This is a genomic window from Sphingomonas sp. NFR15 (genome assembly GCF_900103265.1).
GTDB lineage: Bacteria > Pseudomonadota > Alphaproteobacteria > Sphingomonadales > Sphingomonadaceae > Sphingomonas > Sphingomonas pollutisoli.
In genome coordinates, this window is sequence record NZ_FMWX01000003.1 from 393,860 (window position 1) to 418,005 (window position 24,146).

A 24,146-nucleotide genomic window follows, 5' to 3' on the forward strand; every position below is an offset into this window, starting at 1 on the left:
AAGCCCGGGGCCTGGGGCATGCGCCTCTATTCCCGAGCGTCAGAAGATCCCCAGGAACTTCTTACGCTGCGCGCGCTTCTCGCCCGGTGCCGCCTTGCCGCTCTCGGACTTCGCCGTTGTGCCATTGCCGACATCGTCGCGCGGCTTGCCGCTGGCGGTGCGCTGTGCCGCGGCCGGCGCGCCCGCCAGCACCGGCCCGCACTTCGCGCCCTTGGCGTCGCCCACATCGACGAACGCCAGCACCGCCGCGAGCGGCGTGCCGACCACGCCCAGCCCGATCCCCGCACCGGCGCGCGCGATCAGATCGCCGCTGATCGGGTTGATCGCCGGCTTGGCGAAGCTACCCTGGATGCCGACCGGCGACTGGCCTGAGAACAGGCTGAACTTCTTGCCGTCGGCGCGGAACGCCATGTCGATGGCCTCGTTGCGGAAGCTGAAGCCGCCGCGGCCGAGCATGACGTTCTTGGTCGTGTCGATCAGGATCGGGTCCGCCGCCGCGACGCCGTTCCGAACCGTGAAGCCGATCAGCCCGCAGTTGATATGGACCGGCTCCTTGAGTTTGCCCTGGAACATCTTCTGCGCGAACGTGCCGATGTCGAGTTCGGCGATCTGCACGTTGCGCGTCCAGAACGTGCCCTCGGGCATGATGAAGGCGATGCGCCCGCGCGCGTTCGACAGCGAATCGTGCAGGGTATCGCCGACCCCGGCGAGCTGGATGCGGCCCTTGACCACGCCGGTCGTCCCCGCCTCGGCCACGCCATAGCCGGCGAGCAGCTTGCCCATCGGCGTCGGCGCGAGGCGGATGTCGTAATCGGTGTGCATCGGCGCGCGGCGCTCGTCCATCACGATGTCGGCGGCGACATTGCCGCGCGCCATCGAGAAGGTGAGCGGCGACAGCTTGAGCAGCCGATCGACCAGCGAGACGGTGAGGTCGATGTGCGAGATCGGCACGTTGCGCGATCGCACCACGCCGACGGTCCAATGCGCGTCGGCATCGAAATTCCGAATCGCATCGACGCGCAGATTGGCGTCGGGCAGCACGCGCGCCGGCGCCGCGCCGGTCTCGGCGGCGGCGGCGACCGCGCCCTTGGCGGCGACGGTATCGGGGTTGTAGCCGATGAACGGCGCGGCATCGACGATGTCGAGCGAGCGTGTCGTCAGCGCTGCGTCGATCTTGAGCCGCGGCTTGATGTTGCGGATCGTGAAGCGGCCCGACAGGTCGCTCGCGCCGAACCGACCGACCATGTGCGTGAAGGCATATTCCTCGCCGGTCTTCACCAGTTGCGCGCGCGCGGTGTAGGTGCGCGTGCGCGGGATGACGACGCCGATGATGCCGAGCAGTTCGGCGGCGTTGCGCCCGCGCGCCTTCACGTCGAGCGGTACGCCCTCGATATCGGTCAGGCCCGGCAGCGTGCCCGAGACGTCGATCACGTTATGCGCCGCGTTGGCGGTCAATCGCAGTTCGTTCTTGCCGCGTCGGACGGTGTCGTTGGGCGAGAGCAGCGCGCCTGACAGCGTGAAGGGCGTGTCGCGCACCACGCCGGTGCCGGTGAAGCGGATCGATTGCGTGATGCTGGTGCCGCGCGACCGGATCGGCTCGAACGACAGATCGGCGGTCAGCCGCATGCGCGGATCGCGGTAGCGCAAGCGGGTCTGCGCGACGAGCGCGCGCTGGACGATCGGCAGCACGAGCGGCTTGGCGTCGGTCTTCTTCTCGCCGAACGTCCAGCTGTTGCGGGTATGCGACGCATCCCATTCGAGATCGATCGCGCCCTGGGTGAGATCGAGGAAGTGCAGCCGCTTGCGTCCCCAGATCAGCGACAGCGGCGCGATGCGCGTGTCGATCCGGCCCGCCTCGAACAGATCGGGGCGTGTCGCCCATTTAGGGTTGGAGATGCGCATCCCCTCGGCGAGGAACTTGATCGTGAAGGGGTCGAAATAGAGCTGGAAGTCGCCGCGCACCGTCACGTCGCGCTCGATCAGCCCGGCGGTGATCCGCTCGAATGGATGTTTGAGGAAGCGGCCCTTGGTGATGTACAACACCAGCCAGACGAGGAAGATCGCGGCCAGGACGCCGATCACGATGTTGCGTGCGATCCGCCAGCCGCGCCCGAGCCGCCGCCGGGGCGGGCGGGGGGCGGAATCGTCGAGGGCAGACGGCGTGCGGACGGCGCTTTCCATGGTGTGACAAACCCGCGGTCGCATAAAGCGGTTCCGGCGGTTGCATTTGGCCCCGCGAATCGCTAAGCGCCCCGCTTCCCGCGAGTAAGAGGAACTGCCCGGCCGGTATGGGCTGCCGTGGCCGTTCATAGATCGTCGCGAACATGAAAGGACGAAAATGCCCAAACTCAAGACCAAGAGCGGCGTGAAGAAGCGCTTCAAGCTCACCGCCACCGGCCTGTTGAAGCACGGCGTCGCCGGCAAGCGCCACCGCCTGTTGCACCACAACGGCAAGTACATCCGCCAGAACCGCGGCACCAAGGTTCTCGCCAAGGCAGACACCGCCGCGGTGAAGGCCTGGGCGCCTTACGGCCTGCGTTGAGCGGAAGGATATAGATAGATGGCACGCGTAAAACGGGGTGTAACCACCCGCGCCAAGCACAATCGGATTCTCGATCAGGCGAAGGGCTATTACGGCCGTCGCAAGAACACGATCCGCATCGCCCGTCAGGCGGTCGAAAAGGCCGGCCAGTATGCGTATCGCGACCGCAAGGTTAAGAAGCGCAACTTCCGCGCGCTATGGATTCAGCGCATCAACGCCGCCGTGCGCGTCGAGGGGCTGACCTATGCCACCTTCATGCACGGCCTGAAGCTCGCCGGCGTCGAACTGGACCGGAAGGTTCTGGCCGACATCGCGATGCACGAAGGTGCTGCGTTTAGCGCGATCATCGCGCAGGCGAAGGCGGCTCTGCCCCAGGCCGCCTGAGGCGACCTGTCGCGAGACGAGACACGGGGCGTCGGTGGCAACACCGGCGCCCTTTTCGTATCTGGAGTCCGCCCTCTCACTCCGTTCGTGCTGAGCGAAGTCGAAGCACGTGCCCCACACGCTTCGGCCCGGACACGCCCTTCGACTTCGCTCAGGGCGAACGGGTTGGGGGATCGCAACCTTCTAGGAACCCGTCATGGCGCTGAACACCTGGTGGCTCTACGTCACCGTCGTCTTCCTGATCGCCGGCACGCCCGGCCCCAACATGCTGCACGTGATGGTGCAGAGCATCCAGCACGGCCCGCGCCGCACGATGGCGTCGATGGCGGGGCTGATGAGCGCAGTGCTGCTGTGCCTGCTCGCTTCGGCGGCGGGGCTGGGGGCGCTGCTCAAGGCGTCGCCGGTGCTCTATACGGCGATCCGCTATGTCGGCGTGGCGTATCTCGTGTGGCTCGGCATCAAGGCGTGGCGCGCGCCCGTCGGCAGCGCGCAAGACGGCGAGGCGACGCCGCAGCGTTCGCTCCGCGCGCTGTACCTGACCGGGCTCGGCACCGGCCTCTCCAACCCCAAGCTGATCGTGTTCGCTGCCGCGCTGTTCCCGCAGTTTCTCGATCTGCATCGCCCGTTTCTGCCGCAGCTCGGCATTCTCGTCGCCAGCTTCGTGGCGATCGAGGGCGGTTGGTATTGCGTCTATGCGCTGGGCGGGCGGTCGCTCGCGGCGTGGCTGGCGCCCGCCAACCGGCGGCGGCTGTTCAACCGCGCCTCCGGGCTGATCTTCATCGGTTTCGGCGCGGCGCTGCTCGGCAGCCGCGTCTGACCGCTTGACCTGAGCCGCGCGCTCGGCTTCGTGCGCCCGCGTACAAGGAATCCAACATGGCTGATCTCGACCACCTCCAGACCGACCTGACCGCGCGGATCGCCGCCGCCGACAGTCTCGACGCGCTCGACGCCGTCCGCGTCGCCGCGCTCGGCAAGCAGGGCGCGGTGACGGCGCTGCTCAAGACGCTCGGTGGCATGTCGCCCGACGAGCGCCAGCAGCAAGGTCCGCGCATTCAGGCGCTGCGCGAAACCGTCACGACCGCGATCGCCGACCGCAAGGCCGCGCTCGACCGCGCCGAACTCGACGCGAAGCTCGCGCGCGAGACGCTCGACATGACGCTCCCCGCCGAGGCCGCGCCGGTCGGCAGCATCCATCCGGTCAGCCAGGTGATGGACGAACTCGCCGAAATCTTCGCCGATCTCGGCTTCGCGGTCGCGACCGGCCCCGAGATCGAGACGCAATGGTATAATTTCACCGCGCTCAACATGCCCGAGACGCATCCGGCGCGCGCGATGCACGATACCTTCTACCTCAACGCGAAGGATGGCGAGGAAGCGCGCGTGCTGCGCACGCATACCTCGCCGGTGCAAATCCGCGCGATGCAGGCGGCGGGCGGCACTAAGCCGGTCCGCATCATCGCGCCGGGCCGCACCTATCGCAGCGACAGCGACGCCACGCACACGCCGATGTTCCATCAGGTCGAGGGGCTGGTGATCGACAAGGGCATCACGCTCGGCCATCTCAAATGGACGCTGGAGACGTTCCTCAAGGCGTTCTTCGAGCGCGACGACATCGTGCTGCGGCTGCGCCCGAGCTACTTCCCCTTCACCGAGCCTTCGGCGGAAGTCGATGTCGGCTTCTCGGTGGTGAACGGCAAGCGCGTGATCGGTGGCAGCGACGGCTGGATGGAAGTCCTTGGTAGCGGGATGGTCCACCGTTCGGTCATCGCGGCGGGCGGCTATGATCCCGACGCATGGCAGGGTTTTGCGTTCGGCTGCGGGATCGACCGGCTGGCGATGCTCAAGTACGGTATGGACGATCTGCGCGCCTTCTTCGACGGCGACGCGCGCTGGCTCAAACATTACGGCTTTTCCGCGCTCGACGTGCCGACCCTGAGCGGCGGGGTGGGGGCGTGACCCTCGTTGATCGTCACCCCAGCGCAAGCTGGGGTCTCCCCGTGGCGGACCTCACCGCCACCCTACAGAAAGACCCCAGCGTGCGCTGGGGTGACGGACGGATCGCATGAAATTCACCCTCTCCTGGCTCCACGACCATCTCGACACCAGCGCGTCGCTGGACGAGATCACCGACACGCTCACCCGCATCGGCCTCGAGGTCGAGAGCGTCGAGAACCCCGGCGCCAAGCTCGCCCCGTTCCGCGTGGCGAAGGTGCTCACCGCCGAGCGCCACCCGCAGGCGGACAAGCTGCAAGTCCTGTCGGTCGATGCCGGCGAGGGCCCGATGCAGGTCGTCTGCGGCGCGCCCAACGCGCGCGCCGGCCTGGTCGGCGTGTTCGGCATGCCCGGCGCGACCGTCCCCGCCAACGGTATGGTGCTCAAGGTCGCGGAGATTCGCGGCGTCGTCTCGAATGGCATGATGTGCTCGACGCGCGAACTCGAACTCGGCGACGATCACGACGGCATCATCGAACTGCCCGCCGACGCGCCGGTCGGCACCGCTTATCCCGACTATACCGGCCTCAACGATCCGGTGATCGACGTCGCGATCACGCCCAACAAGCAGGACTGCATGGGCGTGCGCGGCATCGCCCGCGATCTCGCCGCCGCCGGGTTGGGGCGGTTGAAGCCGCTGGTCGTGCCGGGCAGCACGGTCACCCCGGCGCCGGTCGCGGGCGAGGGCGCGGGACCGGATATCCGCATCGAGGATACGGTCGGCTGCCCCGCCTTCTACGGCCAGACCGTCGCTGGCGTCAGCAACGGCGCCGCGCCCGAATGGATGGCGCGCCGCCTCAAGGCGATCGGGCAGAAGCCGATCTCGGCTTTGGTCGATATCACCAACTATGTGTCGTTCGATCTTGGCCGGCCCTTGCACGTCTATGATTGTGCGAAGCTGTCGGGCGGGCTCGTCGCGCGCAAGGCCACGCCCGGCGAGCAGGTGCTTGCGCTCAACGGCAAGACCTATACGCTCGACGAGAGCATGACCGTCATCGCCGACGACGCGCAGGCGCTCGGCATCGCCGGCATCATCGGCGGCGAATCGTCGGGGTGCAGCGATGCGACCACCGATGTGCTGATCGAATGCGCCTATTTCGATCCCGAGACCATCGCCCGCACTGGGCAGAAGCTCAGCGTCACCAGCGATGCGCGCCAGCGGTTCGAACGCGGCGTCGATCCCGCCTTCGTCGAGGACGGCCTCGCCATCGCGACCGCGCTGGTGCTGGACCTGTGCGGCGGCACGCCCGGCGGCATCACCCGCGCCGGCGAGCCGCCGGTGCCCGCGACCGTGATCGCCTATGATCCGGCGCGCGCGGAGACGCTCGGCGGCCTCGCGGTCGCGCCCGAGCGTCAGCAGGCGATCCTCGAAAGCCTTGGCTTCACCGTGTCGGCGGACTGGCACGTCGGCGTGCCAAGCTGGCGCCGCGACGTGGAGGGCGTGCCCGATCTCGTCGAAGAGGTGATTCGCATCGAGGGGATCGATCACGTGCCGCCGGTGCCGCTGCCGCGCTTGCCCGGCGTCGCCACGCCGACCGCCACCCCCGAACAGAAGACCGAGCGCCGCGTCCGCCGCGCCGCCGCCGCGCGTGGCCTCAACGAAGCGGTGACGTGGAGCTTCCTCTCCGACGCCGAAGCCGCACCGTTCGGCGGCGGCGCGTGGAGCCTCGCCAACCCGATCAGCGAAGACTTGAAGGTGATGCGCCCGTCGCTGCTGCCGGGCCTGCTCTCCGCAGCCGCGCGCAACCTCAAGCGCGGTGCGGATGGTGTGCGGCTGTTCGAGATCGGCCGCCGCTATCTCGCCGATGCCGAGCGGCCGACCTTGGGCGTCGTCCTCGCCGGCGAGAAGCGCGCGCGCGGCTGGCAGGCTGGCAAGGCGCAGGGCTTCGACGCGTTCGACGCCAAGGCGGAGGCGATCACCTTGCTCGCGGCGGCAGGTGCGCCGGTCGAGAATCTGCAGATCTTCGGCGAAGCCGGCGCGCATTGGCATCCCGGCCAATCGGGCACGCTGCGGCTCGGCCCCAAGACCGTGCTTGCCGCCTTCGGCATCGTTCATCCGCTCACCGCCCGCGCGTTCGATCTCGACGGCACGGTCGCCGCGGTCGAACTGTATCTCGACGCGATTCCCGCCAAGCGCGGCGCAACAGGCTTCATGCGCCCCGCCTATGCCCCGCCCGCGCTCCAGCCGGTGCGGCGCGACTTCGCCTTCACCGTCCCCGCCGGCCTTGCCGCCGACGCGCTGGTGCGCGCGGTGAAGGGCGCGGACAAGGCGACGATCACGGCGGCGCGGCTGTTCGACCTGTTTGAGCGCGACGGTGTCCGGTCGATCGCGATCGAGGTGACGCTGCAACCGACCGACAAGAGCTTCACCGAGGACGCCCTGAAAGCGGTCGCCGACAAGATCGTCGCTGCGGCGGCGAAGCAGGGTGCGGTGCTGCGCGGTTAAGGGAGACGAACATGGCTGACCTGATCGAGATTGCGGGTACGGGGCTGTCGGCGGCGATCAACCCGTTCGGCGCGGAACTGACGCACCTGCGCGACCCGCACGGTCGCGAACTGATGACCGATGCCGATCCCGCGTTCTGGACCGGCCATGCGCCGCTCCTGTTCCCGTTCGTCGGGCGGCTGAACGGCGATGTGCTGCGGCTCGACGGCGCGGAATATCCGATGAAGCAGCACGGCTTCGCGCGGCGCCGCGACTTCACACTGGTCGAACAGGGCGGATCGCATGCGCGCTTCCGGCTGGAGGACGATGCCGAGACGCGCGCGGTCTATCCGTTCGCCTTCGCGCTCGACGCGGCATATGCAATCGAAGGCGCGACGCTGACCAATGCGATCACCATCGCCAATCGTGGCGACGCGCCGATGCCGGCGAGTTTCGGCTTCCATCCCGCTTTCGCCTGGCCGCTCCCTTATGGCGCGCCGCGCGCCGGGCACCGTATCGCGTTCGACGCCGACGAGACCGGCGGATTGGTCGCGCTGAAGGACGGCCTCGCGGCACCGGGCGAACGCGCGTCGCCGCTCGAGGGGCGTGTGCTGCACCTGTCGGACGCGCTGTTCGCGGACGATGCGCTGATCTGGAACGGCCTCGCCTCGCGCCGCGTCAGCTACGGCGTGGAAGGCGGGCCGCAGCTCGAGATCGCCTTCCCCGATACCGACAAGCTCGGCATCTGGACCAAGCCTGGTTCGGCGTTCATCTGCATCGAGCCGTGGCACGGCATCGCCGATCCGCAGGGCTTCACCGGCGATTTCCGCGACAAGCCCGGCGTGTTCGAGATCGCTCCAGGCGGAAGCTGGACGTGCCGGATGGAGATCACGCTGCGCTGAGCGCGAAAATCGGCACGCCCTTGCAACGACCGTCGCGCTTGCGCATTCAGGATGCCAGCGACACCGAATTGTGAAGGGCCAGCGCGATGCGTCTCGACGATTTCGATCCGAACATCAATGTCGAGGATCAGCGCGGCCAGGGTGGCGGCGGCTTCGGGTTCGGTGGTGGCGGCGGCGGCGGGCTGTTGTTCGGGCTGCTGCCGATGGTGTTCAGCCGCTTCGGCTGCGGCGGCGTGGTGATCCTGTTGATCGCGCTCGCGGTGTTCGGCGGGCTGGGCAGCCTCGGCGGCGGTGGCAGCGGCGTGCGGACGAGCGCGCCGAGCGAGCAGAGCGCGCGCCACGGCACCGATACCAAATCGAGCTGCACGATCGATGCCGCCAGCAAAGTCGCGTGCAACGCGTTCAGTTCGGCCGACAAGACCTGGGCGGCGATCTTCCAGCAATCGGGAGAGCGGTTCGTCGCGCCCAAGCTGGTGTTCTATTCGGGCAGCGGCCAGTCCGGCTGCGGCGCCGCGCAGAGCGCGATGGGCCCGTTCTACTGCCCGCAGGACCAGGGCGTGTATCTCGACACCAGCTTCTTCGACGAACTCGGCAATCGCTTCGGCGCCAAGGGCGATTTCGCGCAGGATTATGTGATCGCGCATGAATTCGGGCATCATATCCAGAATCTGCTCGGCACCTCGGCCAAGGTCGCGCAGGCCGAGCGTAGCGGCAGCGAGGCCGAGGGCAACCGCATGTCGGTGCGGCTCGAACTGCAGGCCGATTGCTATGCCGGCGTCTGGGCCGCGCAGAACCGCGACCGGCTCGATCCGGGCGATATCCAGGAGGGCATGACCGCCGCGTACGCGATCGGCGACGACACGCTCCAGAAGCAGGCGCAGGGCCGGGTGGTGCCCGACAGCTTCACCCACGGCACCTCGGCGCAGCGCCAGCACTGGCTCCAGACCGGTCTCGACAGCGGCGATCCCGCGCGATGCGACACGTTTTCGGGAGCGATCTGAAAAATCACGGCGTTAATCAGCAACGTTTTGTCACGCAGGCGGAACGCCTTCGCCCCGCGCGACGTTAAGTGTTCAAGTAGGAGGAGCCTGAACCATGCTGTATACTATCGCCGTCATCCTCGTCGTTCTGTGGCTGCTCGGCTTCGCCGTGCATATCGGCGGTGGTTTGATCCACCTGCTGCTGGTGATCGCCGTCATCGTCGTGGTTATTCAGCTCATCACCGGCCGCCGCGCGCTATAACGACCTAACGAAGACACTCCGTTCGTGCTGAGCTTGTCGAAGCACGTGCCCCAAGCGTAATGCCGGTGGCACGTCCTTCGACTTCGCTCAGGACGAACGGGTTGAATTCCCGCACGCCCCGCGCGGACGCTCAGCCCGCGAACAACAGCACCGGCGTTTCCAGATAGCGCTTGAGCGCCTGCACGAAGCTCGCCGCATCCCAGCCATCGACCACGCGGTGGTCGCAACTGATCGACAGGTTCATCAGCTTGGCGCGGACGATGTCGTCGCCCCGGAATACCGGGCGCTCGACGATCTTGTTCGGGCCGATGATCGCCACTTCGGGCCGGTTGATGACCGGCGTGGTCGCAATCCCGCCGAGCGGGCCGAGCGACGTCACCGTCAGCGTCGATCCCGACAGTTCCGCGCTGCTCGCCTTGCCGGTGCGCGCCGCCTCGGCCAGTCGCGCGATCTCGGCCGCCAATTGCCACACATTCCGGTCCTGCGCATCGCGGATCACCGGCACCATCAGCCCGGCGTCGGTCTGCGTCGCCATGCCGAGATGCACCGCGCCAGCCCTCGTCACCACGCCCGCTTCGTCGTCATAGCGCGCGTTGAGCATCGGGAAGGCGGGAATCGTCTTGCAGATCGCCGCGATCAGCAGCGGCAGCATCGTGAGCTTGGGGCGATCACCACGATTGGCGTTGAGATCGGCGCGCATGTCCTCGATCGCGGTGACGTCGATCTCGTCGACATAGGTGAAATGCGGGATCGCGCGCTTGGAGGCCGCCATGTTCTCGGCGATACGGCGGCGCATGCCGATGACCTTGATCGTCTCGTCGGGCCGCGCGCGGGCGGCGTTCGGCGCGTGATAGCCCTGCGCAAACCCGTAGCGCAGATAGGCGTCGAGATCGGCGTGGCGGATGCGCTCGCCCTCGGCGGGCTTCACCTGCGCGAGATCGATGCCGAGATCCTTGGCGCGCTCGCGGACGGCGGGTGAGGCGAGGATCTTCGCATCTTCTCCCCTCCCTTGAACAAGGGAGGGGGCGGGGGTGGGTTGGGTCGTGACGGGCGCACGATCGGCCTCGGGCCGACCCACCCCTAGCCCCTCCCTTTCAGGGAGCGGAACAGGTTGGGTGACCTCCTCAACCCCCGGATTCTCCGCCTCGAACGCCTGCTCCGCCGGTGCGGGCAAGTCGATCGGGCGCAACGCCGGCGCTTCCTCCGCGTCCATGTCGATCACGTCGGTCTCGATCACCACCAGCGCCGCGCCGATCGAGACCTGCTCGCCGACCTCGCCCGCCAGTTCGATCACCGTGCCAGACACAGGCGATTCCATCTCGACGGTCGCCTTGTCGGTCATCATGTCGGCGACGCGCTGGTCCTCCTCGACCCGGTCGCCGACCGCGACGTGCCAGGCGACGATCTCGGCCTCGGAAATACCCTCGCCGATATCGGGGAGTTTGAAGGTGAAGCGCGCCATTACCGTAATCCGTTCGTTTCGAGCGAAGTCGAGAAACAGGGGGCCGCGCAGGTGCCTCGACTTCGCTCGACACCAACGGGGATGGGATGGCCCATCAGTCCTTCATCACTTTCTTCAGCGCCTCGCCGATCCGCACCGGGCCGGGGAAATACGCCCATTCGAGGCTGTGCGGGTAGGGTGTGTCAAAGCCGGTCACACGCTCGATCGGCGCTTCGAGATGGTAGAAGCAGCGCTCCTGCACCAGCGCCGACAGTTCCGCGCCGAACCCGCCGGTGCGAGTCGCCTCGTGGATGATCATGCAGCGCCCGGTCTTCTTCACCGACGCCTCGATCGTCTCGATGTCGAGCGGCACCAACGTGCGCAGATCGATGATCTCGGCGTCTACACCGGCCTCCGCCACCACCGCGCTCGCGACGTGGACCATCGTGCCATAGACGAGGATCGTCAGCGCCTCGCCTTCGCGCACCACGTTCGCACGCCCAAGCGGGATCTTGTAATAGCCCTCGGGCACCGCGCCGGCCGGGTGCTGCGACCAGTTCTGCGTCGGGCGGTCCCAATGGCCGTCGAACGGGCCGTTGTAGATGCGCTTGGGCTCGAAGAAGAGTGTCGGGTCATTGTCCTCGATCGCGGCGATCAGCAGCCCCTTGGCGTCATAGGGAGTCGAGGGGATCACCGTCTTGATGCCGGAGACATGGGTGAAGATGCCCTCGGGGCTTTGCGAATGCGTCTGCCCGCCGAAGATGCCGCCGCCGAATGGCGAGCGCACCGTGATCGGCGCGATGAACTCTCCCGCCGAGCGATAGCGCAGCCGTGCCGCCTCGCTCACCAACTGGTCGAGCGCGGGATAGATATAGTCGGCGAACTGGATTTCGGGCACCGGCCGCAGCCCATAGGCGCCCATGCCGACCGCGACGCCGATGATGCCGCACTCGGTGATCGGCGTATCGAACACGCGGGTCTTGCCGTATTTCGCCTGCAGCCCGGCGGTCGCGCGGAACACGCCGCCGAAATAGCCGACATCCTCGCCCATCACGATCACGGCGGGATCGCGATCCATCATCACGTCCATCGCCGAGTTGATCGCCTGGATCATGTTCATGCGGGTGGTTGGGGTGTTGGTCACAGTTCCACCTGCGTCACCCCAGCAAAAGCTGGGGTCTTTTGGTTGTCGGGGGCGCGTGAGCCGCTGGAGACCCCAGCTTGGGCTGGGGTGACGATTGGGGTTCGGGAAGACGTCACCGAACCCGTCGCCCCGGCGCAGGCCGGGGCCGCTGTGTAATTTGGCGAACTGGCTGCCCAAAACGCAGCGGCCCCGGCCTGCGCCGGGGCGACGATGATGCCGTCCATCACTTGCGCGCCCACGGGCGGCCGCTCGCCGTCTCTTCGGCGAGCATCTGCGCCTGTTGCTCGCGCAAATGCCACGGCATCTCCTCGAACACGCCGTCGAACAACGTATCGAGCGGCTGGTGCAGCCCGTGCCCGAGGATGCCGTTGGCCTCCGCCTCGCGCTGCGCGGCGCGCACCGTTTCGGCGACCTCCTTGTCCTGCGCGGCATGGGCGTCCTCGTCCCATTCGCCGATCGCGATGAGATGATCCTTGAGCCGCGTGATCGGATCGCCGAGCGGCCACGCGCTCGCCTCGCCGGCGGAGCGATACTGGCCGGGATCGTCCGAGGTCGAATGGCCTTCGACGCGGTAGGTGAAATGCTCGATCAGCGTCGGCCCCTGGTTGGTGCGGGCGCGCTCGGCGGCCCAGGCGGTGGCGGCATAGACCGCGAGCGCGTCGTTACCGTCCACCCGTAGCCCGGCGATGCCATAGCCGATCGCGCGCGCCGCGAAGGTGGTCGATTCGGCGCCGGCGAACCCGGAGAAGCTCGAAATCGCCCATTGGTTGTTGACGACGTTGAAGATCACCGGCGCGCGGTACACGCTCGCGAAGGTGCAGGCCGAGTGGAAATCGCCCTCGGCGGTCGATCCCTCGCCGCACCAGGCGGCGGCGATGCGCGTATCGCCCTTGGCCGCGCTCGCCATCGCCCAGCCCACCGCCTGCGGATATTGCGTGGTGAGGTTGCCCGAGATCGAGAAGAAGCTGGCGTCGCGCACCGAATACATGATCGGGAGCTGCTTGCCCTGCAGCCGATCGCCCTTGTTCGAATAGATCTGGTTCATCATGTCGATCAGGCTCCAGCCGCGCGCGACCAACAGGCCTTGCTGGCGGTATGACGGGAAGCACATGTCGTCGCGATCGAGCGCGAAGGCGGCCGACACCGCGACTGCCTCCTCGCCGGTGCATTTCATGTAGAAGCTGGTCTTGCCCTGTCGTTGCGCGCGGAACATGCGCTCGTCGAACGCGCGCACCGTCACCATGCTGCGCAGCATGGCGCGCAGCGTATCGGGCGATAGCCGCGGGTTCCACGCACCGACCGCCTGCCCGTCCGCATCGAGCACGCGGATGAGATCATAGGCGAGGTCGGTGAACGTGGCAGCGGGTTCGGCGGTGTCGGGCCGACGCGCCTGGCCGGCGGGCGGCAGCGCGACCTGGGTGAAATCCACCGTGTCGCCCGGCCGAAAGCGCGGCTCTGGTACGTACAACGACAGCGGTGGCAGATTGGCGCCGGGATGGTCGCTTGGCATCACTTCTCCGCGATTCGCATCGGCACGTCCGTAAAAACGCCCGAAATCATCTTATGCGCCGTTGTTATTATATTTCAACGGTCTTGGCTAGGCCCTGTGGCGGCAAGGCCATTGACTCACCCGCATCAAAGAGAACAAAATAGGAACGATCAGCAGTGAGTCGAATCGTGTCGTCAGCCACCATAGCAGAATTGCGCGAAAGCTTGCGGGCGATCCAGGGCGACGGCTTCAAGCGTCGTCCGGTGCTGCCGTTCGGCGTGGCCGCGCTCGACGAACGGATCGCGAGCGGCGGGCTGCGGCTCGATTCGCTCCACGAGATCGCCGCCGCCAGCCCCGATCCCAGCGACGATGCCGCCGCCACTTTGTTCATGGCGGGCGCCGCCGCGCGCGCCTGGGGTCCGGTGTTGTGGGTGGTGCGCCGACGCGATCTGTTCGCGCCGGGGCTGTACCAAGCCGGGCTCGATCCCGAACGCGTGCTCTATGCCGAGGCGGCCGACGATGCCGAGGTGCTCGCGCTGATGGAGGAGGGCTTGCGCCACCGTGGCCTCGGCGCGGTGATCGGCGAGGTCAAGCGCGCCGCCATGCCCAACACCCGCCGCCTGCAACTCGCCGCCGAGGGCGGCAAGACGATCGCGCTGTTGCTCAAGCGGCATGCGCGCGAAGGCGGGAACCCGCTCCACGTGCCCTCCGCCGCGATCACGCGCTGGCGGATCGGCAGCGCGCCGTCGGAGCCGCTCCCGGTCGAGGGAGTGGGGCGCGCGTGCTGGCACGTTGCGCTGGTGCGACAGCGCGGCGGCGAACCTTTCGAAACCATCATGGAGGCATGCGATGAAACGGGTCGCCTCGCTCTACCTGCCCGACTGGCCGATCGAGCGGCTGCGGCGGATGGAGCGGACCGCTATTCCTACGTCGATGCTGCCTGAAGGCGCACGTCGTAATGGCGAAGCTATTTCGCGGCACGCCGAAAGCGGCCGGCGGCGCGAAGCGCCGTCCGACGACTCGGGCTTCGCCCGAGGCGCGGCCCCACTCGTTGAAGCCGCAGCCGCCGAGCAAGCCGTCGCCTGCTCGGTGCCGCGCGGTAGCGGCTGGCGCCCCGGCGCGAAATGGGCGCGTGCGGACGACCGCGCGCCCGTTACCGAGCATCTCGAGACCGCGCGCCAGCGCAAGGCCAAGGTCGCCGCCGAGATCGCGGCTCTGCCCGCGCACCAGCGCCCCGCGTTGCGCGATCTCGGCCGCCGCAGCGAGGCCGCGGCGATGCCGTTCCGCGCGATGCCGCCCGACGAGGCGACCGGCGGCCAGCCGTTCCGCCCGGCGGGTTCGCTGCCGAAATCGCTTGGGCCGAGTGCTAACGGTCTCCCGCGCAGGCGGGAGTCCAGAGCCACAGGCGATAGCGTCCGCGACTCTGGGCCTCCGCCTGCGCGGGAAACCGGGGAAGCGCTCCCCCTCGTCACCAGCCTCAAGCACGGCAGCCGCCTCGTCATCGCCGCCGCCTGCCCGGCGGCGCGCGCGCTCGGCCTCGCGCCGGGCATGGCGATCACGCAGGCGCGCGCGTTGGTGCCCGGCCTCGACATCCGCGATGCCGATCCGGCGGGCGATGCTGCGGATTTGCTGCGCCTCGCCACGGCCGCGGCGCGGCGCTGGACGCCGATCGCGGCGGTATCGGACGCGGACGGGCTGTTGCTCGACATCACCGGCACCGCGCATCTGTTCGGCGGCGAGGCGGCGATGGCGCGGCGGATCGTGCGGCTGCTCGCCCGGTTGGGGTTTACCGCGCACGTCGCGATCGCCGATACGCCGGGGGCGGCCTGGGCGATATCACGCTTTGGTACCCAAGGCCGTCGCCCCGGCGCAGGCCGGGGCCGCTGTGCACCTGGGCGGGACGGTCGCCCCAAACACAGCGGCCCCGGCCTGCGCCGGGGCGACGGAGTCGTGATCGTCCCGCCCGGCGAACACGCCGCCGCCATCGCGCCGCTGCCGCTCGCGGCGCTTCGCCTTGATCCCGCCGCCATCGACGCGCTGGTCCATCTCGGCGTCGAGACGGTCGGGCAGCTCACCGCGCTGCCGCGCGCGCCGCTCGCGCGCCGTTTCGGCGACGCGCTCCTCACCCGGCTCGATCAGGCGCATGGCCGCGTCGCCGAGCCGCTCGACCCCGTCGTCCCGCCCGAGCCGATCGCGGTCGTGCAGCGCTTCGCCGAGCCGATCGCCACCGCCGAGGCGATCGAGCATTGGCTGGACACGCTGGTGCCACGCCTCGTCACCGCGCTGGCGCAAGCCGGCAAGGGCGCGCGGATGCTCGAACTGGTCGCCGACCGGATCGATGGCGTCCCCCAGCGGCTCCGCATCGGGCTGGCCCGGCCGAGCCGCGATGCCGCGCACATGCTGCGCCTCATCACCCGCCGCATCGCGGAGATCGCCCCCGGCTACGGCATCGATTCGCTCGCGCTCCACGTCCGCCGCGCCGATCCGCTCGGCGCGCAGCCGTTCGAGGAACGGCTTGAGGAACGCGCCGCCGATATCGCGCCGCTGGTCGACATGCTCGCCAACCGGATCGGCGACGCGCGGCTGTGGCGGATGCGGCCGGTGGAGAGCGATGTGCCCGAACGCTCGCTCGAACCCGCCGCGCCGCTCGCCGATGCGGCGCGCGCGATCGACCGGCTGAAGCCCGACGATGTCCGCCGGCTCGATCGCGGTGTCGATCTCCACCCCTGGCATCCTCGCTGGCCGCGCCCGGCGCGGTTGCTGCGCCGGCCCGAGCCGCTCGACCATGTCATCGCCGAACTGCCCGATCAGCCGCCGCGCCGTTTCACCTGGCGCGGCCAGACGCATCGCGTCGTCCGCGCCGACGGGCCGGAGCGTATCCTCGGCGAATGGTGGCGGCGCGCGATCGAGGCGGATTCGGTGCGCGATTACTTCCGCGTAGAGGACGAAGCCGGCCACCGCTTCTGGCTGTTCCGCCGTGGCGACGGCGAACGCCCGGAAACCGGCGACCTCGCCTGGTTCATCCACGGCGCGTTCGGATGATCGCCCGGTCATGACCTACTCCGAACTCCAGGTGACGACGCATTATTCGTTCCTGCGCGGGGCGTCCTCGCCCGAGGAGCTGTTCAAAGCCGCCGCCGCGCTCGGCATTCCCGCGCTCGGCATCGTCGATCGCAATTCGGTCGCCGGCATCGTGCGTGGGCTGGTCGCCGCCGAGGAACTCACCGCGCACGGGGTGCCGATCCGCCTCGTGGCCGGCTGCCGGCTCGATCTGGTCGATGGCGCATCGCTGCTGGTCTGGCCCGAAGATCGCGCGGCATGGAGCCGGCTCACCCGCCTGCTGACGCTCGGCAAGGGGCGCGCCGTCGCGCATAAAGGCGAGAAGGGCCGGTGCTTCCTGCATTGGGAAGACGTGGCGGCGCATGCGGAGGGGCTGGTCGCCGCGCTTGTCCCCGGCCTCGCCGATACCGGCGATCCGCACCACCTGCGCTGGATGGCGGACATCTTCGGTCGCAGCGTCGGCCATCTATGCCTGACGCAACACCGCCGCCCCGGCGAGGCACGGCGCTTGCACGCGCTTGCCGACAGCGCGCGCCGCTTCGGCCTGTCGCCGGTCGTCACCGGCGATGTGCTATACGACATTCCCGAACGCCGCATGTTGCAGGATGTCGTCACCGCGATCCGCGAGAAATGCACGATCGACGAACTCGGCTTCCGCCGCGAACGCAGCGCCGACCGGCACCTGAAACTCCCGCGGGAGATGGCGCGCCGCTTTCGCCACCATCCGCAGGCGCTCGCCGCCGCCGAAGCGATCGTCGAGCGCTGCACCTTCTCTCCGCGCGATCTCGATTACCAATATCCCGATGAGATCGTGCTCAGCGGGCGCACGCCCCAGACCGCACTCGAACATCTCGCGCGCACGGCGTTGGCGCGCCAGTTCGAAGGAAATCCGCCTCCGGCGTATGCCGCGATGCTCGAACACGAACTCGGGCTGGTCGGCGAGATGGGCTACGCGCCCTATTTCCTCACGGTCAATTCGATCATGGCGTATGCGCGCAGTCAGAATATCCTGTGCCAAGGGCGCGGCTCGGCGGCGAATTCGGTGATCTGCTACGTGCTCGGCATCACCTCGATCGACCCGATCGAACGCAAATTGCTGTTCGAGCGTTTCATCAACAAGGACCGCCACGAACCACCCGATATCGACGTCGATTTCGAGCATGAACGGCGTGAGGAGGTGATCCAATGGATATACGGTACCTACGGCCATGACCATGCCGCGCTGACCGCGGTCGTCAGCCGTTTCCGTTCACGCGGCAGCATCCGGGAGGTCGGCAAGGCGCTCGCTCTGCCCGAGGACATGACCGCCGGGCTCGCGAGCCAGATCTGGGGTTGGTCGAGCGAGGGCGTGCCCGACGCGCATGTCGAGGCGCTCAACCTCGATAAAAGCGAGCCACGGCTCGCGCTGGCGATCAGCCTCGCCGCGCAATTGATCGGCACGCCGCGCCATTTGTCACAGCATCCCGGCGGCTTCGTCCTGACGCGCGACCGGCTCGACGACCTCGTGCCGATCGAGCCCGCCGCGATGGCCAAGCGGCGCGTGATCGAGTGGGAGAAAGGGGATATCGAGGAACTTGGCTTCATGAAGGTCGATATTCTCGGCCTCGGCATGCTCGGGTGCATGCGGCGGTGCTTCGATCTGCTCCGCGAGCACAAGGGCCTCGATCTCGGCATGGCGTCGGACGCGCTGCAGACCGACGATCCCGGCACCTATGTGATGATCCAGCGTGCCGATACGCTCGGCGTGTTCCAGATCGAGAGCCGCGCGCAAATGTCGATGCTGCCGCGGATGAAGCCGACGGAATTCTACGATCTCGTCATCGAAGTCGCGATCGTGCGGCCGGGGCCGATCCAGGGCGATATGGTGCACCCGTATCTGAAGCGCCGCGAAGGCAAGGAGGCGGTCACCTATCCCAACGCGGCATTGAAGGCGGTGCTGGAAAAGACGCTCGGCGTGCCGCTGTTCCAGGAACAGGCGATGCAGGTCGCGATCGTTGGTGCCGGCTTCACCCCTGCCGAGGCCGATCAGCTCCGCCGCGCGATGGCGACGTTCAAGATGACCGGCGGGGTCGGCAAGTTCAACGAGAAGCTCGTCGGCGGCATGCGCGCCAACGGCATCGCGCAGGATTTCGCCGAGCGGCTGGTCAAACAGATCGAGGGGTTCGGCAGCTATGGCTTCCCCGAAAGCCACGCGGCGAGCTTCGCCAAGATCGCCTATGCGTCGTGCTGGATGAAGCATCATCACCCGGATGTGTTCTGCGCCGCGCTGCTCAACGCGCAGCCGATGGGGTTCTACGCGCCCGCGCAGATCGTCCGCGACGCGCGCGAACACGGCGTCACGGTGCTCCCGCCGTGCGTCAACGCGAGTGATTGGGATACGGTGCTGGGCCCGCCGCGCGCGGGTGCGAGGTCCGCCCTGGCGCCGCTTCGCCTCGGGCTGCGCATCGTTTCCGGCCTGTCCGGCGCGGATGTCGGCAAGATCCTGATGGCGCGCGCCGCTGCGCCGTTCGCCTCGGTCGAGGATCTGTGGCGCCGCACCGGCATCTCGACGCTGGCGCTGGAGAAACTCGCGCGCGCGGATGCGTTCCACGCGCTCGGGCTGGACCGGCGCCAGGCGCTGTGGGCGGTGCGCGGGCTGGGCGCCAAGCCGCTGCCACTGTTCGCCGCCGCCGATGCGCGTGTGTCCGGCGCCGAGCCGCCGGTCGCATTGGTCCCGCTCACCGCCGGACGCGAGGTGGTCGAGGATTACCGCGCGACGCAACTCTCGCTGCGCGCGCATCCGCTCACCTTCCTGCGCGGCGAGCTCACCCGGCGCGGCATCCGCGCCTGCGGCGATCTCCAGCACATCAAGGATGGCGCGCGCGTCGAGGTGGCGGGGATCATCCTCGTGCGGCAGCGGCCGGGCAGCGCCAAGGGCGTGCTGTTCATCACTGTCGAGGATGAGACCGGCATCGCCAATGGCATCTTGTGGCCCGACCGGTTCGAGGCGCAGCGGCGCACGGTGATGACCGCGACGATGGTGTCGATCGTCGGCCGCGTCCAGAAGGAAGGGCTGGTGATCCACGTCGTCGCAGACCGCATCGTCGATCTGACCGCGCTGCTCGGCCAAGTCGGCGAGATCGACCTGCCGCGCCTCACCATGCCCGGCGACGGCGCCACCCACGGCGGCACGATCGATCCGCGCGATCCGCAGTGGCGCCCCGGACGGATCGACTGGCACTATCGCGAGACGGCGGCGGTGATCCCGGTGAAAAGCCATGACTTTCATTGAAGGGAGGCGGTGCATGCCGGGAAGGCGATGTCGGTTATCGCCCCACTTGCGGACGTTCAAGGCAAATGCCAACCTCTTAATATGAGAGACACTGGCCCCGGTGAGCACAAGGCACCACGCTGGTTAGTTTGGCTTCGCCGAGTCGGCTACGTCACGACCGTCTTGATCGCCGTGCAGTTAACGCTCTTGGCTTTCTTCGCAGTCAAGCAGTGGCTTGATCGGCGGGACATGTATGCTCAAGCGAAAGAGGAGAGCCGCACACACGAGACCGCTCTGCTTGCAAGCGACGATCAATTTGTTCGGCAAAGTGCTCTCCGTTCGCTGGCCGCGTTGCCGCCACTGAGCGGACTTAACGGCGATGGGCTGCGGTTCGTAGCACTGCCATCCTTCGGCATGAACAATTATGCACTGGCCGTCTTTCTGCCGAGGAACGCCCAACAAGCGGTCGGCGTCCTCATTGTTACGAGTATTGGGGTGAAGGGTGCTGCGACGCACCGGCGTGAATTTCGGATGCCTGCTTCGGCCTACCGAACGCTTGTTGCAGATGTAGATCGTCGGACCGATGGATGGCCCGGTGACGCTGATATGTGCTTGGACGGCATTCCGGCCGGATTTGAGCGGGTGAGAGGTAGTCGCGTCACCTCGGGTATTGGTAACTGTAGCCCGCACTATAAAGCGTTGAAAGCTGTAATCTTACGCGCCATGCGCCGCTTTGCACCTGTTGAGGATCTTCCGGCAGGTGACGATTGGATGCGCATGGAGCCTACGCACAAGGCCGCAGGCGGTTGACTGCGCTCACGTTGTCATAGGTCGTCGTATCCAACGCGAGTAGCAGAGGGGAGCGTCCGCTTCCCCACCACCTTTTGCCCTTCGGCAAACACAACCTGTCCTACACTCGCCGTTTCCGGCATCCTGCCCGTCACGCTCTTTGACAGTGTCAGCCCAACCGAATCGGTCCGCCTTCGCATCGCGCGCGCGGCCGTCCGTAGGGCACAAACAAAAGTCACACCCCCCGCACCGTGCCTCGGGTGGCTCACGTTAGCGAGGTTTCGCCGCTCAGGACGCCATCTTCAGGATCAGCAATCCCGCCAGCAGCAGCGCCGCGCCGATCAGCCGCCCCGGCGTCGCCGCCTCCCCGAGCAGCGCGATGCCGAGCACGAACGAGCCAAGCGCGCCGATGCCGGTCCAGATCATATAGGCGCTGCCCAGCGGCAGGCTGCGCATCGCATAGCCGAGCAGGCTGAAGCTCGCGATCATCGCGACCACGGTTATGATCGCCGGCCCCGGCCGGGTGAATCCGGCCGATTGCTTCATGAAATAGGCCCAGACGATTTCGAGCAGTCCGGCGATGGTGAGTGCGATCCAGGGCATCGGCCCTCCTATGTCGAAGGCCGGGCCGTCCCGGACTGATCCCCCGTGCGGGTCGAGGGCGTGGCCCCGTCCCCGGCTCTTAGGCGGCGCGCTTCCGGGAAGCAATCATTGCGCTTTGCCGTAGCGGGCGATCAGCGCGCGCACCACGCCGTTGGTCCAGCCGAACCCGTCCTGGAGCGGATATTCGCCGCCGCCGCCGGGGCGCGCCTGCTCGACATCGTATTTCTCGAGCATCCGCCCGCTCGCGCGATATTCGTGGAGCACGGTGGCGAGGAAGCGTTGCGCGAGTTCGCGCGCGGCGGCCTCGTGCCCGGTGCGGTTCAGCCCCTCGATCGCGATCCACTGCAGCGGCGGCCAGCCGTTGGGCGTATCCCATTGCTCGCCCGTGCGCGCGAGCGTGGTGCGAAGCCCGCCCGGCGCGACCAGCGAATCGGCGATCGTCGCCGCCACCAGGTCGGCCCGGTCGGAAGCGGCAAGCCCGGTGAACAGCGGATAGGCGGTCGCGGCGGTCAGGCCGCGCCGCAGCGCTTTCCTGGCGATGTCCCAGTCGCCGTAGCGGCCGCCCTTGTCGTCCCACAGCCAGGTCTCGACCGCCTTCTTGCGCGCAGCCGCGAGCGCGTCATAGCGGGTCGCGCACGCCGCGTCGGCGGCGGCGCGGCATTGCTCGGCGATCGCGTTTTCCATGCCGTAGAGCAGGCTGTTGAGATCGACCGGCACGACATTGGTAGTGTCGATGGTCGCGAGCGTCTTGCCGTCGGCGAACCAGCGCGAGCTGAAATCCCAGCCGCTTTCCGCCGCCGCGCGCAGGTCGCGGTAGAGCGGTCCGGCGTCGCGCTTGGTCCGGGCCTGGAGCGCGACGTCCTCGCGCCACGATTCCTCGCGCGGGCGGTCGGCATGGCTGTAATAGCGGTTGAGCGTGCTGCCGTCGGGCATGGTCACGACGCGCTCGGGCTGCATCCAGAAATCATGCTCGCGCCTGAGCGCCGCCAGCCGCCGCGCCTCCAGCGCGGGATCATTCGCGTCCGACAGGCCGATCATCAGATACAGCATCGGCGGCTGCGAGCGCTCGACATAATAGGTGCGCGTGCCGTTGGGGACATGCCCGTAGCGCTCGACCAGCGACACGAAGTCGGCGAGCATCGACTCGACCAGATCGCCGCGCCCGTCGGCCTTGAGCCCGAGCATGGTGAAATAGCTGTCCCAATAATACATTTCGCGGAACCGCCCGCCGGGAACGACATAAGGCTCAGGCAGCGCGAGTGCCGATCCGCCCGGCGTCGCCACCACGGGCGGGCGCGTGAGATGCGGCCACAGCGCGGCGATATGATCCTGCACCGGCGGGCGCGCCGCGTTCGCGGCGGGGGCCGGCGCGACCATCGGCACCGAGAAGTTGCGCTGGACGAAGGCGTGGAGTTGATCGGGCGTCTCGGGGTGGGTCGCGCACCAATCGGCGACGATCGCGGGGTGGGCGCGCAGCGGGGTCGCGTCGGCGAAACTCTTGCTGTCGGGAAATAGCCGCGCCTGCTGCACGCTGGTGAAGATCGGGCCGTAGAGATCGAGAGGGGTGGGCACCGCGCCCGCGACAGGTGTCGCAGGGGGGATGCACGATGCGACTTCGGGCGCCGCTTCGGCCGGTGGCGCGACATGGTGGCGCGGGCGGCGCGCCCTGCGATGCTTTTTCGCAACCTTCGACTTAACCGTCTTGTGCGTGGCCGCCCGTTGCGGCGCGGCGGCATCCGCGACCGAGCCGCCCACCAGCGCCAGCAACGCCGCCGCCCAGATCGCCTTCATCACCTGCAACGATTTCCCCTTCCGAAGTTTGGCCGCCTCAGCCGCCGACGGTCTGCTCTATCACGCCGAAGATCGGGTGGTGACGGTCATCTTCGGCCCAGATGCGGACCGTGTCGCCGCGCTTGAGGAACGGCGTGGTCGCCGCGCCGCTCAAGATCGTCTCGACGCTGCGCTGCTCGGCGATGCAGGCATAGCCGACACCGCCCTCGGCGACCGGTGCGCCCGGTCCACCCCCGGCATCGCGGTTCGAGACCGTGCCCGAGCCGATGATCGTCCCCGCCCCGAGCGCGCGCGTCCTGGCGGCATGCGCGATCAGCGTGCCGAAATCGAAGGTCATGTCCTCGCCGGCTTCGACCCGGCCGAGCGGCGCGCCGTTCAGATCGACGTTGAGCTTGCGGTGCAATTTGCCCTCCCGCCACCAGTCGCCGAGCGAGTCCGGGGTGACGAACACCGGCGACAGTGCGCTCGCCGGCTTGGACTGAAAGAAGCCGAAGCCCTTGGCGAGTTCACCGGGAATCAGCGCCCGCAGCGACACATCGTTGGCGAGGCCGACCAGCCGGATGCTCGCCAGCGCCTCCTCGCGGCTCGCGCCCGCGGCTACGTCGCCCGTCACCACCACCACTTCGGCTTCGAGATCGCAATCCCAGCTTTCGTCGGCGAGCGGGATCGGGTCACGCGGCGCGAGGAAGCCGTCCGAGCCGCCCTGATACAGCAACGGATCGTGCCAAAAGCTCTCGGGCAGCTCGGCGCCGCGCGCGCGCCGCACCAGCGCGACATGGTTCACATAGGCCGAACCATCGGCCCACTGATAGGCGCGGGGCAGGGGGGCGGCGGCGGCATGTTCGTGGAAGCGCCGCATCGGGATCATCTCATGGTCGAGATCGGTGGCGAGGTTCTGCAGGTCGGGCAGAAACCGCTCCCAATCGTCGAGCGCCGCTTGCAGCGTCGGCACGATATGGCCGGCATCGGCGCACCAGGCGAGATCGCTCGAGACGACGACGAGGCGGCCGTCGCGGCCCCCTTTGAGGCTGGCCAATTTCATGCGCGCTCTCCTGTCTGTTTTCGGGCGATGAGCATAGCCCGCCCGGCGTG

19 protein-coding genes are annotated in these 24,146 nt (G+C 68.1%); 12 read left to right on the forward strand and 7 right to left on the reverse strand.

The genetic code is table 11. From position 1 onward, the window contains the following. Nucleotides 1-39: 39 nt before the first annotated feature. Entirely contained in the window at nucleotides 40-2,181 is a 2,142-nt protein-coding gene (locus BLS81_RS09875) for an AsmA family protein (protein WP_093223453.1), read from the reverse strand. 157 nt (nucleotides 2,182-2,338) lie between these two features. Here BLS81_RS09875 and rpmI point away from each other — a divergent pair, with 157 nt between their 5' ends. From rpmI to BLS81_RS20420, 8 genes are all read left to right on the forward strand, one after another. Then, nucleotides 2,339-2,542: a 50S ribosomal protein L35 gene (gene rpmI / locus BLS81_RS09880; RefSeq protein ID WP_093223455.1), complete on the forward strand. Its 204-nt coding sequence runs from the start codon at nucleotides 2,339-2,341 to the stop codon at nucleotides 2,540-2,542. A gap of 18 nt (nucleotides 2,543-2,560) precedes the next feature. Further along, nucleotides 2,561-2,926, forward strand: a complete 366-nt coding sequence (rplT, locus tag BLS81_RS09885; RefSeq protein WP_093223456.1) for a 50S ribosomal protein L20 — start codon at nucleotides 2,561-2,563, stop codon at nucleotides 2,924-2,926. A gap of 196 nt (nucleotides 2,927-3,122) precedes the next feature. Continuing rightward, the gene (locus BLS81_RS09890; protein ID WP_093223458.1) at nucleotides 3,123-3,743 is read left to right on the forward strand and encodes a LysE family translocator; all 621 of its coding nucleotides are present in this window, start codon (nucleotides 3,123-3,125) and stop codon (nucleotides 3,741-3,743) included. A gap of 56 nt (nucleotides 3,744-3,799) precedes the next feature. Next, the gene (pheS, locus tag BLS81_RS09895) at nucleotides 3,800-4,882 is read left to right on the forward strand and encodes a phenylalanine--tRNA ligase subunit alpha (protein WP_093223459.1); all 1,083 of its coding nucleotides are present in this window, start codon (nucleotides 3,800-3,802) and stop codon (nucleotides 4,880-4,882) included. A 106-nt stretch (nucleotides 4,883-4,988) separates the two neighbouring features. Next, nucleotides 4,989-7,364 carry a phenylalanine--tRNA ligase subunit beta gene (gene pheT / locus BLS81_RS09900; protein ID WP_093223461.1) on the forward strand — a complete coding sequence of 792 codons (2,376 nt, stop codon included), beginning with the start codon at nucleotides 4,989-4,991 and terminating at the stop codon, nucleotides 7,362-7,364. Between the two features lie 11 nt (nucleotides 7,365-7,375). Then, a complete protein-coding gene (locus BLS81_RS09905) occupies nucleotides 7,376-8,245 on the forward strand; it encodes an aldose 1-epimerase family protein (RefSeq protein ID WP_093223462.1) in 870 nt (289 codons plus the stop codon). 86 nt (nucleotides 8,246-8,331) lie between these two features. Continuing rightward, entirely contained in the window at nucleotides 8,332-9,246 is a 915-nt protein-coding gene (locus tag BLS81_RS09910; protein ID WP_093223464.1) for a KPN_02809 family neutral zinc metallopeptidase, read from the forward strand. A 94-nt stretch (nucleotides 9,247-9,340) separates the two neighbouring features. Further along, nucleotides 9,341-9,487: a lmo0937 family membrane protein gene (locus BLS81_RS20420; protein WP_130155495.1), complete on the forward strand. Its 147-nt coding sequence runs from the start codon at nucleotides 9,341-9,343 to the stop codon at nucleotides 9,485-9,487. A 130-nt stretch (nucleotides 9,488-9,617) separates the two neighbouring features. Here the strand turns inward: BLS81_RS20420 and BLS81_RS09915 are convergent, their stop codons facing one another. From BLS81_RS09915 to BLS81_RS09925, 3 genes are all read right to left on the reverse strand, one after another. Next, complete coding sequence (locus tag BLS81_RS09915) at nucleotides 9,618-10,949, reverse strand: dihydrolipoamide acetyltransferase family protein (protein WP_093223465.1); 1,332 nt, start codon at nucleotides 10,947-10,949, stop codon at nucleotides 9,618-9,620. A 94-nt stretch (nucleotides 10,950-11,043) separates the two neighbouring features. Beyond that, nucleotides 11,044-12,048, reverse strand: coding sequence for an alpha-ketoacid dehydrogenase subunit beta (locus tag BLS81_RS09920; RefSeq protein ID WP_093223467.1), 1,005 nt, complete (start codon nucleotides 12,046-12,048; stop codon nucleotides 11,044-11,046). 247 nt (nucleotides 12,049-12,295) lie between these two features. Next, a complete protein-coding gene (locus tag BLS81_RS09925; RefSeq protein WP_093223469.1) occupies nucleotides 12,296-13,582 on the reverse strand; it encodes a 3-methyl-2-oxobutanoate dehydrogenase (2-methylpropanoyl-transferring) subunit alpha in 1,287 nt (428 codons plus the stop codon). Nucleotides 13,583-13,794: 212 nt separating this feature from the next. Here BLS81_RS09925 and BLS81_RS09930 point away from each other — a divergent pair, with 212 nt between their 5' ends. The 4 genes from BLS81_RS09930 (at nucleotide 13,795) to BLS81_RS20425 (ending at nucleotide 20,681) form a co-directional block, all read left to right on the forward strand. Further along, nucleotides 13,795-14,505 (forward strand): ImuA family protein, encoded by a 711-nt coding sequence (locus BLS81_RS09930; protein ID WP_093223756.1) that lies wholly within the window; start codon nucleotides 13,795-13,797, stop codon nucleotides 14,503-14,505. After that, nucleotides 14,411-16,603: a DUF6504 family protein gene (locus BLS81_RS09935; protein WP_256326171.1), complete on the forward strand. Its 2,193-nt coding sequence runs from the start codon at nucleotides 14,411-14,413 to the stop codon at nucleotides 16,601-16,603. The genes BLS81_RS09930 and BLS81_RS09935 overlap by 95 nt, the downstream gene beginning before the upstream one ends. Before the next feature lie 10 nt (nucleotides 16,604-16,613). After that, nucleotides 16,614-19,892 carry an error-prone DNA polymerase gene (locus BLS81_RS09940; protein WP_093223470.1) on the forward strand — a complete coding sequence of 1,093 codons (3,279 nt, stop codon included), beginning with the start codon at nucleotides 16,614-16,616 and terminating at the stop codon, nucleotides 19,890-19,892. A 171-nt stretch (nucleotides 19,893-20,063) separates the two neighbouring features. Next, nucleotides 20,064-20,681 (forward strand): hypothetical protein, encoded by a 618-nt coding sequence (locus BLS81_RS20425; protein ID WP_176787114.1) that lies wholly within the window; start codon nucleotides 20,064-20,066, stop codon nucleotides 20,679-20,681. A 267-nt stretch (nucleotides 20,682-20,948) separates the two neighbouring features. Here the strand turns inward: BLS81_RS20425 and BLS81_RS09945 are convergent, their stop codons facing one another. The 3 genes from BLS81_RS09945 to BLS81_RS09955 form a co-directional block, all read right to left on the reverse strand. Then, nucleotides 20,949-21,263, reverse strand: coding sequence for a DMT family transporter (locus BLS81_RS09945; RefSeq protein WP_093223472.1), 315 nt, complete (start codon nucleotides 21,261-21,263; stop codon nucleotides 20,949-20,951). Between the two features lie 105 nt (nucleotides 21,264-21,368). After that, complete coding sequence (gene treF, locus BLS81_RS09950) at nucleotides 21,369-23,054, reverse strand: alpha,alpha-trehalase TreF (RefSeq protein WP_093223473.1); 1,686 nt, start codon at nucleotides 23,052-23,054, stop codon at nucleotides 21,369-21,371. 37 nt (nucleotides 23,055-23,091) lie between these two features. Next, a complete protein-coding gene (locus BLS81_RS09955) occupies nucleotides 23,092-24,096 on the reverse strand; it encodes a fumarylacetoacetate hydrolase family protein (RefSeq protein ID WP_093223475.1) in 1,005 nt (334 codons plus the stop codon). Nucleotides 24,097-24,146 lie beyond the last annotated feature (50 nt).

Coding starts and splice junctions, on each gene's coding strand:
- BLS81_RS09875 (WP_093223453.1), bottom strand. CDS start 2,181: ATGGAAAGCGCCGTCCGCACGCCGTCTGCCCTCGACGATTCCGCCCCC.
- rpmI (WP_093223455.1), top strand. CDS start 2,339: ATGCCCAAACTCAAGACCAAGAGCGGCGTGAAGAAGCGCTTCAAGCTC.
- rplT (WP_093223456.1), top strand. CDS start 2,561: ATGGCACGCGTAAAACGGGGTGTAACCACCCGCGCCAAGCACAATCGG.
- BLS81_RS09890 (WP_093223458.1), top strand. CDS start 3,123: ATGGCGCTGAACACCTGGTGGCTCTACGTCACCGTCGTCTTCCTGATC.
- pheS (WP_093223459.1), top strand. CDS start 3,800: ATGGCTGATCTCGACCACCTCCAGACCGACCTGACCGCGCGGATCGCC.
- pheT (WP_093223461.1), top strand. CDS start 4,989: ATGAAATTCACCCTCTCCTGGCTCCACGACCATCTCGACACCAGCGCG.
- BLS81_RS09905 (WP_093223462.1), top strand. CDS start 7,376: ATGGCTGACCTGATCGAGATTGCGGGTACGGGGCTGTCGGCGGCGATC.
- BLS81_RS09910 (WP_093223464.1), top strand. CDS start 8,332: ATGCGTCTCGACGATTTCGATCCGAACATCAATGTCGAGGATCAGCGC.
- BLS81_RS20420 (WP_130155495.1), top strand. CDS start 9,341: ATGCTGTATACTATCGCCGTCATCCTCGTCGTTCTGTGGCTGCTCGGC.
- BLS81_RS09915 (WP_093223465.1), bottom strand. CDS start 10,949: ATGGCGCGCTTCACCTTCAAACTCCCCGATATCGGCGAGGGTATTTCC.
- BLS81_RS09920 (WP_093223467.1), bottom strand. CDS start 12,048: ATGAACATGATCCAGGCGATCAACTCGGCGATGGACGTGATGATGGAT.
- BLS81_RS09925 (WP_093223469.1), bottom strand. CDS start 13,582: ATGCCAAGCGACCATCCCGGCGCCAATCTGCCACCGCTGTCGTTGTAC.
- BLS81_RS09935 (WP_256326171.1), top strand. CDS start 14,411: ATGAAACGGGTCGCCTCGCTCTACCTGCCCGACTGGCCGATCGAGCGG.
- BLS81_RS09940 (WP_093223470.1), top strand. CDS start 16,614: ATGACCTACTCCGAACTCCAGGTGACGACGCATTATTCGTTCCTGCGC.
- BLS81_RS09945 (WP_093223472.1), bottom strand. CDS start 21,263: ATGCCCTGGATCGCACTCACCATCGCCGGACTGCTCGAAATCGTCTGG.
- treF (WP_093223473.1), bottom strand. CDS start 23,054: ATGAAGGCGATCTGGGCGGCGGCGTTGCTGGCGCTGGTGGGCGGCTCG.
- BLS81_RS09955 (WP_093223475.1), bottom strand. CDS start 24,096: ATGAAATTGGCCAGCCTCAAAGGGGGCCGCGACGGCCGCCTCGTCGTC.